Below are 16352 nucleotides of genomic sequence, written 5' to 3' on the forward strand. Positions count from 1 at the left end.
AAATATACTTGATTCAGAAATCTATAGTGAGTCTCGCTTTTTTATAATAGGTCATGATGATTGGGATAAGTTAGAGTATTTTATTAACTCATCTGTTAAACCAATGGATTATGATAGTTTATATAAATTCAGTCCTGATAAAATGATGTCAACAATTGTTTCTGATTTTATAGACAAATAAAACCGTTAAAACAGTGAGTTTTACTCAATTAATGAGAGTTCCTATGAAAATAGCGTTTATCGGCGAAGCTGTTTCAGGGTTTGGTGGTATGGAAACAGTCATTCGAGATGTTATTACCACCTTCAGACAACAACATATCCAAAGTGAAATGTTTTTCTTTTGCCGGAATGACAAAATGGATAAGGGATGGCTGGAAGGTATTAAGTACTCGTGTTCATTTTCCAACATTCGCTTAGGTTTTTTACGTCGCGCGAAGCATATTCATGCTTTAAGCAAATGGCTTCAGAATTATCAGCCAGATGTTGTTATTTGTATTGATGTGATCTCATGTTTGTATGCGGAAAAAGCGCGTAAAAAATCTGGAGTTGATGTACCTGTATTTTCATGGCCGCATTTTTCTTTAGATCATAAAAAACATGCTGAATATATCACCTGTGCCGACTATCATTTAGCAATCAGCTCCGGTATTAAACAACAAATGATTAACCGGGGTGTACCAGAACCGACGATAAACGTTATTTTTAACCCTGTCGAAGCGAAAGATTCAGTCATTCCAGCACCCGAAGAAGGCGAAACGGCAACCTTCATTTATGTCGGACGCATGAAATTCGAAGGTCAGAAACGAGTAAAAGATCTGCTTGATGGCTTATCACAAGTGCAAGGTGACTGGAAACTTCATGTATTGGGTGATGGTTCCGATTTCGAAAAATGCCAGGCTTATGGTAGAGAGTTAAATATTGATGATCGAATTGTCTGGTATGGTTGGCAACAACATCCCTGGGAATTAGTTCAGCAGGATATTAAAAAAGTGAGTGCGTTATTACTCACGTCATCTTTTGAAGGTTTCCCGATGACTCTGCTTGAAGCCTTATCGTGGGGGATTCCTTGTATCAGTGCAGATTGTGTCTCCGGGCCTGCTGACATCATCCAGCCTGATGTTAATGGTCATTTATATCAACCGGGTGATATGACCGGTTTTGTCGCTCTTCTCAATAAATACATAGCCGGTGAAATTCACATCGAACATGAAAAAATTCCTGAGTCGATCGATAAATTTTACCAGCAGAAATATTATGACAGATTACACAAGATAATTATTTCTGTTATTTCCCGGAGGAAATGATGCAGCAGGTTTTTTTCCAGGAGACTGAGTTTCTCAATTCAGTTATTGATTACAATTATAAAGTAGAAACAGAAAGTCTTTGTCTGGATATTGCTTATGGAACTGACAAGAATTTTCTTTTTGGTTGCGGAATTTCGATTGCTTCAATATTAAAATATAATGAAGGAAATCGCTTATGTTTCCATATTTTCACAGACTATTTTTGTGAAGATGAGCGAAAATATTTTGATGCTCTGGCTCAGCAATACAAAACCAGGATTAAGGTATATTTAATTAATGGCGATCGGCTCCGTTCATTGCCAAGTACCAAGAACTGGACTCATGCAATTTATTTTCGCTTTATTATTGCAGATTACTTTATTAATAAAACACCTAAAGTTCTATATCTGGATGCAGATATCATTTGTCAGGGAACTATAGAACCACTTATTAATTTTACGTTTCCTGATCATACAGTCGCAATGGTTGTTACCGAAGGACAAAATCACTGGTGGGAAAAACGTGCACATTCGTTAGGTGTTGTGGGGATTGCTAAAGGTTATTTTAACTCTGGTTTTTTATTGATCAATACTCACCAATGGGCAGTTGAGCAGGTTTCTGCACGAGCCATTGCAATGTTAAATGATCCGGAGATAGTAAAAAAAATAACACATCCTGATCAGGATGTATTAAATATGCTACTGGCAGATAAACTTATTTTTGCTGATATAAAATACAATACCCAGTTTAGCTTAAATTACCAACTCAAAGAAAGTTTTAAAAATCCAGTAACCAGCGATACTATTTTTATCCATTATATTGGTCCGACCAAGCCCTGGCATGATTGGGCCTGGGATTATCCTGTATCACAAGCCTTTATGGAGGCAAAAAATGCTTCGCCATGGAAGAATACGGCGTTGCTGAAACCAAACAATAGCAATCAATTAAGGTATAGCGCAAAACATATGCTGAAAAAGCATAGATATATAAAAGGATTTAGCAATTATCTTTTGTATTTTATTGAAAAGATAAAGCATTAAACTGGGAATCTATAAAGTAATGATATAAGGGTAGCCTTGTGGACTCATTTCCTGCCATAGAGATAGATAAAGTTAAAGCCTGGGATTTTAGGCTAACTAATAAAAATACTTCTGAAGGTTTAAATGTTGCCTATGGTGTCGATGCTAATTATCTTGATGGTGTAGGTATTTCTATCACATCAATTGTCCTAAATAATCGACATATTAATCTTGATTTTTATATTATTGCTGATGTTTATAATGATGATTTTTTTCAAAAGGTCGAAAAACTTGCAAGACAATACCAATTAAGAATCACGCTTTATAGAATTAATACTGATAAGCTTCAGTGCTTGCCTTGTACACAGGTCTGGTCAAGAGCAATGTACTTTCGTTTGTTTGCGTTTCAATTATTGGGTCTGACGCTTGATCGCTTACTTTATCTTGATGCGGATGTTGTTTGTAAGGGTGATATTAGCCAATTACTTCATCTGGATTTAAACGGAGCGGTGGCTGCTGTTGTTAAAGATGTTGAGCCAATGCAGGAAAAGGCGGTATCCAGGTTGTCTGATCCTGAACTAAGGGGGCGCTACTTTAATTCAGGAGTGGTTTATTTAGACTTAAAAAAATGGGCTAATGCAAAACTAACAGAAAAAGCGTTATCTATTCTTATGAGTAAAGATAATGTTTATAAATATCCCGATCAAGATGTTATGAATGTTTTATTGAAAGGGATGACAATATTTTTGCCTCGTGAATTCAATACTATTTATACCATTAAAAGCGAATTAAAAGATAAAACACATCAGAACTATAAAAAGTTGATTACAGAAAACACGCTTCTCATCCATTATACAGGGGCAACTAAACCGTGGCATAAATGGGCAATTTATCCATCTGTAAAATACTTTAAAATAGCGTTAGATAACTCGCCATGGAAAAATGACTCCCCCAGAGATGCAAAATCAGTTATCGAATTTAAGAAAAGATATAAGCATTTGTTAGTTCAGCATCATTACGTAACTGGCATTATAGCAGGGGTTCGTTATCTTTACCGAAAATATTACAGTAAATAACTTTTAATTGGCTTATCATGATTCAGAAAAATAAGGTTAAAGATTTTGTTGTTTTTACTGATGACAACAATTCAAAGTACCTCAATGTATTAAATGACTTTTTGTCTTATAATATTAAGATCATCAAAGTGTTTCGTTCTATTGATGATACAAAAGTCATGCTTATTGACACCGATTACGGTAAGTTGGTGCTTAAGGTCTTTTCTCCCAAAATTAAACGCAACGAGCGTTTTTTTAAATCTCTATTAAAAGGAGATTATTACGAACGCCTTTTTGAACAAACCCAAAAAGTGCGAAATGAAGGATTACATACTCTCAATGATTTTTATTTATTAGCAGAGCGAAAAACTTTACGATTTGTCCATACATATATCATGCTGATCGAGTATATTGATGGTGTAGAGTTATGTGATATACCCAATATTGATAACGAGTTAAAAAATAAAATTCAGCAATCAATTCATTCTTTGCATCAACATGGTATGGTCTCTGGTGATCCTCATCGTGGTAACTTCATTATTAAAAATGGTGAAGTTCGAATTATTGATCTCTCTGGGAAACGTGCTTCAGCGCAACGGAAAGCGAAAGACCGTATAGATTTAGAGCGTCATTACGGTATTAAAAATGAGATTAAGGATCTAGGTTATTATCTTTTAGTTTATCGTAAAAAAATGCGCAATATTATGCGGCGTTTGAAAGGAAAACCAGCACGCTAAAGCAGAAATATCCCACCATTACGCGTCTTCGTTAGGCATTTTTATACGGAGTTATTTATTTCACAGGTTTATCATGAAGAATATTCGATACATTGACAAAACGGATGTTGAAAACCTGATTAAAAGTAAAACATCTGATGATGTTATTATTTTTCTATCTGGTCCCACATCGCAAAAGACGCCTTTGTCGGTATTACGTGCAAAGGATATTATTGCTGTCAATGGTTCTGCGCAATATCTGTTAAGTCATAATATTGTTCCCTTTATTTATGTACTTACAGATGTTCGTTTTTTACATCAGCGTCGTGATGATTTTTATAATTTTAGCCAGAGAAGTCGTTATACCATCGTAAACGTTGACGTTTATGAACACGCTTCCGAAGAAGATAAACTTTATATCCGCCAGAACTGTCTTATATTACGGTCTTTTTATCGCCGGGAAAAAGGTGGTTTTATAAAGAAGATTAAATTTAATATTTTGAGCCAAATTCACAAAGAACTGCTGATCTCTGTACCGTTGTCTAAAAAAGGTCGTCTGGTTGGATTTTGCAAGGACATTAGTCTTGGTTATTGCTCATGCCATACTATTGCCTTTGCTGCAATCCAAATAGCATATTCACTGAAGTATGCGCGGGTCATTTGTTCCGGCCTGGATTTAACGGGTAGTTGTTCGCGTTTCTATGACGAAGATAAGAATCCTATGCCTTCGGAGTTGAGTAGAGATTTATTCAAAATCTTACCGTTTTTCCGCTTTATGCGTGACAATGTTGAAGATATTAACATATATAATTTATCTGATGATACAGCGATTCAATATGATATTATTCCATTTATGAAAGCATCAGAAATTGAAGAGTCTTGTAGTTTGGAAAAATAAGCTAATATCTTTTATACTTTTACGTTATTTTATAAAAATATTGGGGTTGTTTAATAATGATTAAAAAAATAATATTTACCGTCACGCCAATATTTTCTATACCGCCAAAAGGAGCTGCAGCGGTTGAAACGTGGATTTATCAGGTAGCAAAAAGGCTTTCGATTCCAGCAACTATCGCCTGTATTCGAAATGATGGTTACCCGACCTATACAAAAGTAAATGATAATTGTGATATTCATTACATTAGTTTTAGTCGAGTCTATAAACGACTTTTCCAAAAGTGGACTCGACTTGATCCTATGCCGTATTCTCAGCGTATTTTAAATACCCAACCTAAAAATGCTGATCTGAAAGAGTCTGTTATTGTTATCCACAATAGCATGAAGCTGTATAAACAGATTCGTGACAGAAGTCCTCAAGCGCAGCTAGTTATGCATTTTCATAATGCTTTCGAGCCAGGTCAGTTAGACAAAAATGCTAAGATAATTGTTCCTAGCCAGTTTCTATTCGATTTCTATTCGGAAAAAATGCCTGATGCAAATATTGCTATTGTGCCTAATGGTTTTTGTTCTGAATCGTACAGACAAAATAATACTGAAGATTTGAGGCAGAAGCTGAACATTGATGCGAATGATACTGTGCTATTATTTGCAGGAAGGATATCGCCAGATAAAGGTTGCCTGATGCTTATGGAGGCTTTTAATCAGCTTAATAAGACACAAGATAACCTCAAACTGGTGATCGTCGGTGATCCTTTTGCCAGTAAAAAAGGTGAAAAAGCTGAATATCAGAAAAAAGTTCTGGATGCAGCGAAAACTATTGGTGCAACATGCATTATGGTGGGTGGACAGTCACCAGAGCAGATGCATAACTATTACCGTTTAGCAGATTTAGTTGTTGTGCCTTCTCAGGTAGAAGAGGCTTTTTGTATGGTAGCTGTTGAAGCGATGGCGGCAGGTAAACCTGTACTTGCCAGTCAAAAAGGTGGAATTAGTGAGTTTGTTCTGGAAGGAATTACAGGCTATCACCTTGCAGAGCCTATGACATCTGAAAGCATTCTCGCGGATATTAAGCGAGTTTTAGCTGATGCTGACAGAGGACAAATTGCTGAAAATGCCCGGAATTTTGTTTTCTCAAAATATAGCTGGGAACATGTAACTCAGTGCTTTGAAGCACAAATGCAAGACTGGTTTGGTTAAACAATTATTTGATTTTAAGAGCCTGCCTGAACTTAATGTCAGGCAGGCTTTTTTTTATTTATTCCGCATTGCTAACAGTAAACCAACAATCAAGCCAATTGGTTTAAGATCAACTTCCTCGAAGTTTCCGCGAATAATATAAAAACCTACAAGAGTTAAAAATAGTAGTAATTGACCATTATAAGGCGTAGCCACAACTTTTTTAAATGTTGCATTAGCTGTTTCTTTGATAATAGAGCCATACAGATAAAGTAAAGCGAGTAGTCCAGCTAAACCTGCTGCAAACCAAATTGACAAAACAACGTTGTGTGGTCCAATAGATTGCCTGAACTTCCATGAAGGAAAATCTACGACACGCTTATTATATATTGCATGGTAAATATCATCGCCGTAGCCATATCCCTTAAGCGGATTTTCCATAATTAATGTCCACGCCGTACCCTGTGTACCATTGGTATAGCGATAAGAACTGTCGGTCTGTTGAAGTTTATAAATAAGTCTATCTTTATCAGCATGATCAGCTTTATAGACAAATACACACGCCGCTGCAACAGAAATGACGATGGACGTCAGCATCAGTAATTTCCACTGACGATTTAAGATTAACCATAGTAGAGTAACAATGAATACAGCCAGCCACGCACCACGGGAGAGCGTTCCTAAAAGCAGAAACAAGAAAATTGCACTAAAAATTATAAAACCTATTTTATAAGATGTTTTCTTGATAAGCCAAAGGTTTAATAATGCAGGAAACAGAAACACCATTGAGTCGGAAATACTACGGTGTTCATAGGTCGTAAATGGCATTATCCCTTTATTATAATCTTGAATATAAAGAATAATTTCAACAAGGCAGCGCAACCCAAGTCCGGTAACTAATGAGTATAGTATAATTTTACCGATGCTTTCATTATCTTCATCTTTTAATAATGCGGGTATAAGTAAACTATATGCCAAAAATCCTTTAAGTACCGTGTTACTGAATTCTTTAAAACTTATTTTCAGGTCAGGTGATATGAATGTGGCATATAAAAGAATGAGCGACAGTGCTATGACACTATAAAAAAGATTATTTTTATAGAGTGCTTTAAATGTTCCTGGAGCACGAGAAACTTGATAGATTACCGTGATGATCATTAATACTGATATGATATGCTTATAGCGGGTAATACCATCAAGGAAAAAGGTTGCAATAAAGAGAAATACCAACGCTTTATTCCAGTATGGTTTCCAGTTCTCTTTATTACGCAGCACCAGCGAGGCTGTTAACATTGCTTATCCACCATCTTAAATAATATATAATGTGTTAATCAGGAATTGATTTTTTTTAATACTGTCTCTGCAGTCAGATGAGCGAGATCTTTATCTGGCGCCCTACAAACCACCTGATTCTTCCCATACCCGCCAATTAATCCCGGATCGGTTGGTCCATAGACAGTAATATTAGGTTTATCCAGAGCCGCAGTTAAATGGCTTAATCCCGTATCCACCGAAACCACGAATTTCGCCCCAGCCAGCACGCTGGCAACACCTTCCAGACTCATCTTCGGCAATACGTCGACATAATCAAATCCTTCCGCCAGCCTTTTCGCTCGCGCTTCTTCATGTGGTGCGCCCCAGGGAAGCTTAATGCGAATCCCTGAACCTGCCAGTAAGCCAATTAATTCTCGCCAGTGTTCTTCCGGCCAGTGTTTATCATCACGGGTCGTCGCATGAAGAAATACGGCGTATTCGCCAGCATCCGCCGGCGGGTTAGCCAGGAAATGCTGCGCAATGGCATAGTCACCCTGAGTCTGCGGTTTGCTGTAACCCAGGCTTTTGGCGAACAGCTCACGGGTGCGCTCTACGGCGTGCTGCTGTTTTGCAATATGATGCTTGCGATTGTAAAACAGGCTTGCCAGTGGCTCGCGAGCGGTTTGCCAGTCCATTCCATGCTTAATACCATGCGCCAGACGTGTCACCAGCGCGGCACTTTTTACCAGCCCTTGCGCATCAATAATCGCATCATAGTTTTCTGCCTGTAGCGTTTCACGAAACGCTTTCCGCTCCGCTTTAATAGGGGCAGAAAACCACGCTTTACGCCAGCGGCGTATCGCTACCGGAATAACTCGTTCAACGGCGGCGTGCCAGGAAGGGATCTGCGCAAAACCTTCTTCCACCACCCAATCAAACGTTATTCCAGGGATTGCCTGCTGCGCATCGGTTAGCGCGGGCAGCGTATGGAGGACATCGCCCATCGACGATGTTTTGACGATAAGAACCCGCATCCGTCAGGCTTCCTCTTGTAACAACAGTGCGTTGAGTTCTTCCAGTACGCGCTGGGGAGTAACGTCGATCAGACTCTGGTGATACCCTTCTGCGGCATCGCCTTTACGGACTTTGTGGTAGCCAGTAATCAGACGAATGACTCGCGCTTTATGAGAAAGCGGCGGCGTAAAGTCCGGGCTGCTTGGCCCATACAGTGCGACCAGCGGACGATTCAGTGCTGCTGCGACGTGCATCAGACCAGAATCGTTGGTGACAATGGCTTTGCAGGCCGCAATCAGAATAACGGCTTGATCAAGCTGCGTTTCTCCCGCCAGATTACGACACCATGCCTGCTGCTCAGTATTCAGTGCGGCGAGTATCTCATTGCCCGCCTCATGATCTTTCGCCGAACCAAACAGAACCACCTGATAACCTTCATCAATTAGCTGCTTTGCCAGCTCTGCGTAGTGGTAGTGCGGCCAGCGTTTTGCCGGGCCAAACTCCGCTCCTGGGCAAAAGCCAATCATCGGACGTTCTGATGAGAGGGAAAATTGGTTACAGGTATACGATTTTTCACCTTCGCTCACCTGCAATTGCGGCCATAACAACGGTTTTGGTAGATCTTGTGCGGTACGCATTACGCCTTTGTCATAGGCCAGCGCGACATAGCGTTCCACCATTAGCGGCCAGTCTTCTTTATCAAGCACGCGCACATCGTTGAGCAAACCGTAGCGCATTTCACCACGCCAGCCGGTGCGATGTGGAATACCTGCGAAGAAAGGCACTAATGCGGATTTAAAGGAGTTGGGTAAGACGTAGGCGCGGTCGTAACGTTTATCGCGCAGGCTATGTCCCAGCTTGCGGCGTTCGCCGATTTCCAGCGAACCGTGACCGAGAGGCATAGGGATAGCTTCGTTAACTTCCGGCATCCGCGATAATAACGGACGGCACCATGCCGGTGCCATCACGTCGATTATCGCCTGGGGATAGCGCGCCTGGAGCGTGCGATAGAGACTTTGCGACATCATCATGTCGCCAACCCAAGACGGGCCTATCACCAAAATCTTCATAGTTACGCGTCGCGATTCAGCCAGGCCATATATTCCGTTACACCTTCAGCAACGGTTTTGAACGGTTTGTCGTAACCCGCCGCGCGCAGATTTGTCAGATCTGCCTGAGTGAACGCCTGATAGCGGCCTTTCAGTTTATCCGGGAACGGAATGTATTCGATCTGACCCTTCTTGTGATAAGCCAGTGTTGCATCTGCTACTGCCTGGAAGGATTCAGCACGACCAGTGCCGAGGTTGAAGATGCCGGAAACGCCATTTTCCAGGAACCACAGATTCACATCTGCCACGTCGCCCACGTAGACGAAGTCGCGTTTGAAGTTCTCGCTACCTTCGAACAGCTTCGGTGATTCACCGTTGTTAAGTTGAGTGTTGAGATGGAAAGCGACGCTCGCCATGCTGCCTTTATGACCTTCACGCGGCCCATAAACGTTGAAATAACGGAAGCCAACAATCTGCGAGTTCGCTTCTGGCAGAATCTGACGAACATATTCATCAAACAGGAATTTTGAGTAACCGTAGACGTTAAGTGGTTTTTCGTATTCGCGGGATTCAATAAAGTCGGAGGTGCGTCCGCCATAGGTCGCTGCGGAAGATGCATACAGGAACGGAATTTCGCGCTCCAGGCAGTAGTGCAGCAGCTCTTTGGAGTATTGATAGTTGTTATCCATCATATACTTGCCATCCCACTCGGTGGTGGATGAGCACGCGCCTTCGTGGAAAATCGCTTCGACATCGCCGAACTCTTCGCCAGCCATAATCTGGATCAGGAAGTCTTCCTTATCCATATAGTCCGCGATATTCAGATCCACCAGGTTCACAAACTTGGTGCCGTCTTTCAGGTTGTCCACCACCAGAATATCGGTGATGCCTTTATCATTCAGGGCCTTAACGATGTTGCTGCCGATAAAGCCCGCGCCGCCGGTAACGATGATCATAACTGTAACCTTCGAATTATGGAGTCAGAGACAATCTCAGACACGAATACTTCTATCATATCACTACACGACGTTGGCTTCAGCCATTCGCCGAAAGTGAGAGTAATGGGCGTTATTTATTCTAAATTTTGCAGAAGTGTTAACGCGTCATCTCGTCGCGACCTATAAGTTTGGGTAATATGTGCTGGAATTTGCCCTGTCTGGAGAATCGCAATGCGTGGAGAATTTTATCAGCAGTTAACCAACGACCTGGAAACCGCACGGGCGGAAGGGTTGTTTAAAGAAGAGCGCATTATCACGTCTGCGCAGCAAGCAGACATCACTGTGGCTGATGGAAGCCACGTCATCAACTTTTGTGCCAACAACTATCTTGGGCTGGCGAACCATCCAGAGCTGATTGCGGCGGCAAAAGCGGGAATGGATTCTCATGGTTTTGGCATGGCTTCGGTACGTTTTATCTGCGGCACTCAGGATAGCCATAAAGAGCTTGAGCAGAAACTGGCGGCATTCCTGGGTATGGAAGATGCGATTCTCTACTCTTCCTGTTTTGATGCCAACGGCGGCCTGTTTGAAACGCTGCTGGGCGCGGAAGACGCCATTATCTCCGACGCACTGAACCACGCGTCTATTATTGATGGTGTGCGTCTGTGCAAAGCCAAACGTTATCGCTATGCCAACAACAATATGCAGGAGCTGGAAGCGCGTTTAAAAGAAGCGCGTGAAGCCGGAGCGCGACATGTGCTGATTGCCACCGACGGCGTGTTCTCGATGGACGGCGTGATTGCCAACCTGAAAGGCGTTTGCGATTTGGCAGATATTTACGATGCGCTGGTGATGGTGGATGACTCCCATGCGGTTGGTTTTGTCGGTGAAAACGGTCGTGGTTCCCATGAATACTGCGATGTGATGGGGCGTGTCGATATTATCACCGGCACGTTGGGTAAAGCCTTAGGCGGTGCTTCTGGTGGTTACACTGCTGCGCGCAAAGAAGTGGTTGAGTGGCTGCGCCAGCGTTCTCGTCCGTACCTGTTCTCCAACTCGCTGGCACCAGCGATTGTCGCCGCTTCCATTAAAGTGCTGGAGATGGTCGAAGCGGGCAGCGAACTGCGTGACCGCCTGTGGGCTAACGCGCGTCAGTTCCGTGAGCAAATGTCGGCGGCGGGCTTTACCCTGGCGGGTGCCGATCACGCCATTATTCCGGTCATGCTTGGTGATGCAGTAGTGGCGCAGAAATTTGCCCGCGAGCTGCAAAAAGAGGGTATTTACGTCACCGGGTTCTTCTATCCGGTCGTACCGAAAGGTCAGGCGCGTATTCGTACCCAGATGTCTGCGGCGCATACTCCTGAGCAAATTACGCGTGCGGTAGAAGCGTTCACGCGTATTGGTAAACAACTGGGCGTTATTGCCTGAGGATGTGAGATGAAAGCGTTATCCAAACTGAAAGCGGAAGAGGGCATCTGGATGACTGACGTTCCTGTACCGGAACTCGGGCATAACGATCTGCTGATTAAAATCCGTAAAACAGCCATCTGCGGGACTGACGTTCACATCTATAACTGGGATGAGTGGTCGCAAAAAACCATCCCGGTGCCGATGGTCGTGGGCCATGAGTATGTTGGTGAAGTGGTGGGCATTGGTCAGGAAGTGAAAGGCTTCCAGATTGGCGATCGCGTGTCTGGCGAAGGTCATATCACCTGCGGTCATTGCCGTAACTGCCGTGGTGGTCGTACCCATCTGTGCCGCAACACGATCGGCGTCGGCGTTAACCGTCCGGGCTGCTTCGCCGAATATCTGGTGATTCCGGCGTTCAACGCCTTCAAAATCCCCGACAATATCTCCGACGACTTAGCCGCAATTTTCGATCCGTTCGGAAATGCTGTACACACGGCACTGTCGTTTGATTTAGTGGGCGAAGATGTTCTGGTTTCTGGTGCAGGCCCGATTGGTATTATGGCGGCGGCGGTGGCGAAACATGTCGGCGCGCGTAATGTGGTTATCACCGACGTTAATGAATATCGTCTCGAACTGGCGCGCAAAATGGGTATTACGCGTGCAGTTAACGTCGCGAAAGAAAATCTCAATGACGTGATGGCGGAGCTAGGCATGACCGAAGGTTTTGATGTCGGTCTGGAAATGTCCGGTGCGCCGCCAGCGTTTCGTACCATGCTCGACACCATGAACCACGGTGGCCGTATTGCGATGCTGGGTATTCCACCTTCTGACATGTCGATCGACTGGACAAAAGTGATCTTTAAAGGCTTGTTCATTAAAGGCATTTACGGCCGTGAGATGTTTGAAACCTGGTACAAGATGGCGGCGCTGATTCAGTCTGGCCTCGATCTCTCGCCAATCATTACCCATCGTTTCTCCATCGATGATTTCCAGAAGGGCTTCGACGCTATGCGTTCAGGCCAGTCCGGGAAAGTTATCCTGAGCTGGGATTAACACGAATAAGGGCTGGTATTCCAGCCCTTTTATCTGAGGATAATCTGTTAAATATGTAAAATCCTGTCAGTGTAATAAAAATATCGTAATTGCGCTGATCTCTTATATAGCTGTTCTCATTATCTCTCTAGCCTGAAGTGACTCTCTCACCTGTAAAAATAATATCTCACAGGCTTAATGGTTTCTTAATACAAAGTCTGTACAACGTTAGGGTAACTTCAGAGGCCGTCGGTAATTTATGATGAACAGCACCAATAAACTTAGTGTTATTATTCCGTTATATAATGCGGGCGATGATTTCCGCACTTGTATGGAATCTTTAATTGCGCAAACCTGGACTGCTCTGGAAATCATTATTATTAACGATGGTTCAACGGATAATTCTGTTGAAATAGCAAAGCATTACGCAGAAAACTTTCCTCACGTTCGTTTGTTGCATCAGGCGAATGCTGGAGCATCGGTGGCGCGTAATCGCGGGATCGAGGCAGCGACGGGCAAATATGTTGCTTTTGTCGATGCTGATGATGAAGTCTATCCCACCATGTACGAAACGCTGATGACAATGGCGTTAGAGGACGATCTCGATGTGGCGCAGTGCAATGCTGACTGGTGTTTTCGTGAAACGGGGGAAACCTGGCAATCCATCCCCACCGATCGCCTTCGCTCAACCGGCGTATTAACCGGCCCGGACTGGCTGCGGATGGGACTTTCTTCTCGCCGCTGGACTCACGTTGTCTGGATGGGGATTTATCGCAGAGACGTTATTGTAAAAAATAACATTAAATTTATTGCTGGATTACATCATCAGGATATTGTCTGGACAACAGAATTTATGTTTAACGCGCTGCGTGCGCGATATACCGAACAATCGTTATATAAATATTATCTGCATAATACGTCAGTGAGTCGGTTGAATCGACAAGGAAATAAAAATCTTAATTATCAACGGCACTATATTAAAATTACCCGCCTGCTGGAGAAATTAAATAGAAATTATGCCGACAAAATTATGATTTATCCGGAATTTCATCAACAAATAACTTACGAAGCATTGCGCGTTTGCCATGCGGTGCGCAAAGAACCGGATATTATTACCCGCCAGCGGATGATTGCCGAGATATTTACTTCCGGCATGTATAAGCGTCTGATTACTAATGTCCGCAGCGTAAAGGTGGGTTATCAGGCATTACTGTGGTCTTTCCGCTTATGGCAATGGCGCGACAAAACACGGTCGCACCATCGCATTACGCGCAGCGCCTTTAATTTGCGCTAGCGTTAAACTTCGCCGCTTCGGGCTGCTTGCCCCAGCCCTGCCACTGATGCTGGAAGTAAACGATCAGCGTGCTCTGGCTGATGCTTTCGCTTAATACTTCAAAGAAGCGATTAGCATAAACCGGTTCGAGCGGTTTCTTCGGTTTACACAGCTTCACTCCACGGAACGGATTACGCGGTGCGTCGGGCACAGTGTTCTTCGGCGGTGTAGACGTATCGACCTGCGGTTCATTCAGCAAGCTGCTGGCTTTCACCAGCGTAATGTCTGGCGGCAGGTTATAAACCATCTGTTGCAATACGCGAACTGTTGAAGGGTGAGGATGACCAATGGCGATGGTTGAACCGTTGCGACGCGCCAGGTCAATTGCGCGATTGAACTGCATACGGATGTCCGCTTCGTTCTGGGAATCATCGAGAAACACTTTCCGTTTGATGACTTTTACGCCAGTACCTTGTGCGGCGCGCATCGCCTGGGTATTACCGATAGTCACACTGTCGAGGAAATAAAGATTGTAACGCGCCAGCGCCTGCATCACTTTCTGCATACCAAAAAGGTTAGAGGTCATCTTGCTGCCCATGTGGTTGTTGATCCCCACGGCATAGGGCACGTTATTGACCGCACTGCGAATAATGCGCTCAATCTCGTCGCTGCTCATCTCCGGGCGCAGCGTATTTTTCTCCAGCGGCTGCTTACTCAACGGTGCCATCGGTAGATGAATCAATACTTCGTGACCGCTGTTATGCGCTTTGGTTGCCATCTCTCTGGCGTGTGGCGAGTCAGGTAACACGGCGACAGAGATAGCGGAGGGCATCGCCAGCACCTGGTTTTCGTTGTGCGGGCGATAACCAAAATCATCAATGACGATGGCAAGTTTGCCAGCAAATACAGGGGAGGAGAGAGCCAACAGAGCGGCAAATGCAAGAACGTTACGACGAAATGGAAACAAAACTTATCTTCCCAACCACGGTTGTGGATTGACCGCCTGACCCTGGCGGCGAATTTCGAAATAGAGTGAGGGCCGACCCTGACCGCCACTGCTGCCCACCAGTGCAATTGGCTGACCCGCGCGAACCTGCGAACCAACGCTCACCAGTGCGCTCTGATTATAGCCATAAAGGCTCATGTCGCCTTTACCGTGCTCAACCACCACCACCAGACCGTAGCCTTGCAGCCAGTCAGCCAGAATCACCCGACCGTCGGCAATCGCTTTAACTTCAGTACCTTCTGAGGCACCGATAACCATTCCTTTCCAGCGTAATTCACCCTGTAGCTGCTCGCCATAGCGATGCAGCGTCGGCCCGCGAACCGGCCAGAATGCCTGACCACGCGGCGCACCCAGACCACCGGTTCGGGACATCAGCGATTTTTCGCTTTCGGTAGGTTTGTAGGTGGTGCCTTTGCGCGTCGCTTCTTTTTGCCTGTCGCGAACAGCCTGAGCCTCACGCGCTTCTCGTTCAGCACGCGCTTTCGCTGCCGCTTCTGCACGAGCAATGCTATTGCGCAGACGAGATTCGTTAGCGCGCAGTTCACTTAGCTGCTGCTGACCTTGTTGAATGGAAGATTCCAGCCCTGCCAGCGTCTTCTTACGCTCGTTCAGCGCCTGGGTCAGCTTCGCCTGCTGGGCGCGTTGTTCGTATAACAGCGTTTGTTGCTCGCTCTGTTTCTCTTCCAGTTCGGCGCGCTGCATGGCGACTTCTGCACGTGTTTGCTTCAGTTCGGCGATGGTTTCTTGTCGCGCCTGGTTGAGATAGCCGAAATAAGCCTGTAAACGCTGACCGCGCTGGCTTTCTTCACCGCTGAGAATCAGCTGTATACCCGTATGCTCACCCTGGCGAAATGCGGCGTCCAGTTGCGCGGCGAGACTGCGTTCCTGAGCAGCTTTTTGCTGTTCCAGTTTGGCAATCGAGGCGTTCATCTCATCAATCTGTTTATTCAGTTGATTGAGCGTATTTTGCGTTTCGCGCAGTTTACGAGTGGCTTCGGAGATCGCCTCTTCCTGCTTTTTCAATTGTGCCAGCAGGCTTGAGCGTTGTTGCTGTTGTTGGCGTACCGCACGCTCTTTGGCAGCGATATCAGCCTGAATAGACTTGAGTTGGTCGCGGTCATCCGCGTGGGCAGAAAAAGTGCACAACAATACGCCAGCGCAAAGAACGCTGGCGTAAATGATGGGCCTGACTGCAAACCTGCGCGGTTTCGTGGCCCGTGTCATGGT

The 16352-nt window shown here is 44.3% G+C and carries 15 protein-coding genes and 1 pseudogene; 10 read left to right on the forward strand and 6 right to left on the reverse strand.

Features of this window, described 5'->3' with window-relative positions:
- The 7 genes and pseudogenes from A7098_RS22505 to A7098_RS22535 all read left to right on the forward strand — a co-directional run.
- A pseudogene (locus A7098_RS22505) lies at positions 1–181 on the forward strand (lipopolysaccharide biosynthesis protein); the annotation flags it as partial.
- Positions 182–224: 43 nt separating this feature from the next.
- Positions 225–1304 (forward strand): lipopolysaccharide 1,6-galactosyltransferase, encoded by a 1080-nt coding sequence (gene waaB / locus A7098_RS22510; protein ID WP_105281453.1) that lies wholly within the window; start codon positions 225–227, stop codon positions 1302–1304.
- Positions 1304–2323, forward strand: coding sequence for a lipopolysaccharide 3-alpha-galactosyltransferase (gene waaO / locus A7098_RS22515; protein ID WP_105281454.1), 1020 nt, complete (start codon positions 1304–1306; stop codon positions 2321–2323). Before waaB ends, waaO begins: the two co-directional genes overlap by 1 nt.
- Before the next feature lie 38 nt (positions 2324–2361).
- Positions 2362–3378: a lipopolysaccharide 1,2-glucosyltransferase RfaJ gene (gene rfaJ, locus A7098_RS22520; RefSeq protein WP_032226820.1), complete on the forward strand. Its 1017-nt coding sequence runs from the start codon at positions 2362–2364 to the stop codon at positions 3376–3378.
- 17 nt (positions 3379–3395) lie between these two features.
- Complete coding sequence (rfaY, locus tag A7098_RS22525; RefSeq protein ID WP_000615184.1) at positions 3396–4094, forward strand: lipopolysaccharide core heptose(II) kinase RfaY; 699 nt, start codon at positions 3396–3398, stop codon at positions 4092–4094.
- A 73-nt stretch (positions 4095–4167) separates the two neighbouring features.
- Positions 4168–4971, forward strand: coding sequence for a 3-deoxy-D-manno-oct-2-ulosonate III transferase WaaZ (gene waaZ, locus A7098_RS22530; RefSeq protein ID WP_000790311.1), 804 nt, complete (start codon positions 4168–4170; stop codon positions 4969–4971).
- A gap of 56 nt (positions 4972–5027) precedes the next feature.
- Positions 5028–6170, forward strand: coding sequence for a lipopolysaccharide N-acetylglucosaminyltransferase (locus A7098_RS22535; RefSeq protein WP_032226819.1), 1143 nt, complete (start codon positions 5028–5030; stop codon positions 6168–6170).
- A gap of 54 nt (positions 6171–6224) precedes the next feature.
- Here A7098_RS22535 and rfaL read toward each other — a convergent pair whose 3' ends face one another.
- Genes rfaL through rfaD form a run of 4 tightly spaced genes read right to left on the reverse strand, consistent with a single transcriptional unit; the run spans position 6225 to position 10422 of the window.
- A complete protein-coding gene (gene rfaL, locus A7098_RS22540; RefSeq protein ID WP_032226818.1) occupies positions 6225–7442 on the reverse strand; it encodes an O-antigen ligase RfaL in 1218 nt (405 codons plus the stop codon).
- A 38-nt stretch (positions 7443–7480) separates the two neighbouring features.
- Positions 7481–8437 (reverse strand): lipopolysaccharide heptosyltransferase RfaC, encoded by a 957-nt coding sequence (gene rfaC, locus A7098_RS22545; protein ID WP_032226817.1) that lies wholly within the window; start codon positions 8435–8437, stop codon positions 7481–7483.
- 3 nt (positions 8438–8440) lie between these two features.
- Positions 8441–9487, reverse strand: coding sequence for an ADP-heptose--LPS heptosyltransferase RfaF (gene rfaF, locus A7098_RS22550; RefSeq protein ID WP_105281455.1), 1047 nt, complete (start codon positions 9485–9487; stop codon positions 8441–8443).
- A 2-nt stretch (positions 9488–9489) separates the two neighbouring features.
- Entirely contained in the window at positions 9490–10422 is a 933-nt protein-coding gene (rfaD, locus tag A7098_RS22555; RefSeq protein WP_000587764.1) for an ADP-glyceromanno-heptose 6-epimerase, read from the reverse strand.
- 213 nt (positions 10423–10635) lie between these two features.
- Between rfaD and kbl the strand changes: the two genes are divergently transcribed.
- The 3 genes from kbl to waaH all read left to right on the forward strand — a co-directional run bounded on the left by kbl (position 10636) and on the right by waaH (position 14140).
- Complete coding sequence (gene kbl / locus A7098_RS22560; RefSeq protein WP_001213853.1) at positions 10636–11832, forward strand: glycine C-acetyltransferase; 1197 nt, start codon at positions 10636–10638, stop codon at positions 11830–11832.
- A 9-nt stretch (positions 11833–11841) separates the two neighbouring features.
- Entirely contained in the window at positions 11842–12867 is a 1026-nt protein-coding gene (gene tdh, locus A7098_RS22565) for an L-threonine 3-dehydrogenase (RefSeq protein WP_000646026.1), read from the forward strand.
- 238 nt (positions 12868–13105) lie between these two features.
- On the forward strand, positions 13106–14140 hold the full coding sequence (waaH, locus tag A7098_RS22570; RefSeq protein WP_105281456.1) for a UDP-glucuronate:LPS(HepIII) glycosyltransferase: 1035 nt from the start codon (positions 13106–13108) through the stop codon (positions 14138–14140).
- Here waaH and A7098_RS22575 read toward each other — a convergent pair.
- Positions 14127–15086 carry a divergent polysaccharide deacetylase family protein gene (locus A7098_RS22575; protein WP_000483819.1) on the reverse strand — a complete coding sequence of 320 codons (960 nt, stop codon included), beginning with the start codon at positions 15084–15086 and terminating at the stop codon, positions 14127–14129. The two genes, waaH and A7098_RS22575, sit on opposite strands and share 14 nt — an antisense overlap.
- Positions 15087–15089: 3 nt before the next feature.
- Positions 15090–16349 (reverse strand): murein hydrolase activator EnvC, encoded by a 1260-nt coding sequence (gene envC, locus A7098_RS22580; RefSeq protein WP_016159958.1) that lies wholly within the window; start codon positions 16347–16349, stop codon positions 15090–15092.
- Positions 16350–16352 lie beyond the last annotated feature (3 nt).

This window comes from Escherichia sp. MOD1-EC7011, from assembly GCF_002965005.1.
GTDB lineage: Bacteria > Pseudomonadota > Gammaproteobacteria > Enterobacterales > Enterobacteriaceae > Escherichia > Escherichia ruysiae.

Excerpts from the sequence above, each read along its gene's own strand:
- envC (WP_016159958.1), bottom strand. The coding sequence starts at position 16,349 with ATGACACGGGCCACGAAACCGCGCAGGTTTGCAGTCAGGCCCATCATT.
- waaH (WP_105281456.1), top strand. The coding sequence starts at position 13,106 with ATGATGAACAGCACCAATAAACTTAGTGTTATTATTCCGTTATATAAT.
- rfaL (WP_032226818.1), bottom strand. The coding sequence starts at position 7,442 with ATGTTAACAGCCTCGCTGGTGCTGCGTAATAAAGAGAACTGGAAACCA.
- rfaY (WP_000615184.1), top strand. The coding sequence starts at position 3,396 with ATGATTCAGAAAAATAAGGTTAAAGATTTTGTTGTTTTTACTGATGAC.
- kbl (WP_001213853.1), top strand. The coding sequence starts at position 10,636 with ATGCGTGGAGAATTTTATCAGCAGTTAACCAACGACCTGGAAACCGCA.
- rfaD (WP_000587764.1), bottom strand. The coding sequence starts at position 10,422 with ATGATCATCGTTACCGGCGGCGCGGGCTTTATCGGCAGCAACATCGTT.
- tdh (WP_000646026.1), top strand. The coding sequence starts at position 11,842 with ATGAAAGCGTTATCCAAACTGAAAGCGGAAGAGGGCATCTGGATGACT.
- waaB (WP_105281453.1), top strand. The coding sequence starts at position 225 with ATGAAAATAGCGTTTATCGGCGAAGCTGTTTCAGGGTTTGGTGGTATG.
- A7098_RS22535 (WP_032226819.1), top strand. The coding sequence starts at position 5,028 with ATGATTAAAAAAATAATATTTACCGTCACGCCAATATTTTCTATACCG.
- waaO (WP_105281454.1), top strand. The coding sequence starts at position 1,304 with ATGCAGCAGGTTTTTTTCCAGGAGACTGAGTTTCTCAATTCAGTTATT.
- rfaC (WP_032226817.1), bottom strand. The coding sequence starts at position 8,437 with ATGCGGGTTCTTATCGTCAAAACATCGTCGATGGGCGATGTCCTCCAT.
- rfaF (WP_105281455.1), bottom strand. The coding sequence starts at position 9,487 with ATGAAGATTTTGGTGATAGGCCCGTCTTGGGTTGGCGACATGATGATG.
- waaZ (WP_000790311.1), top strand. The coding sequence starts at position 4,168 with ATGAAGAATATTCGATACATTGACAAAACGGATGTTGAAAACCTGATT.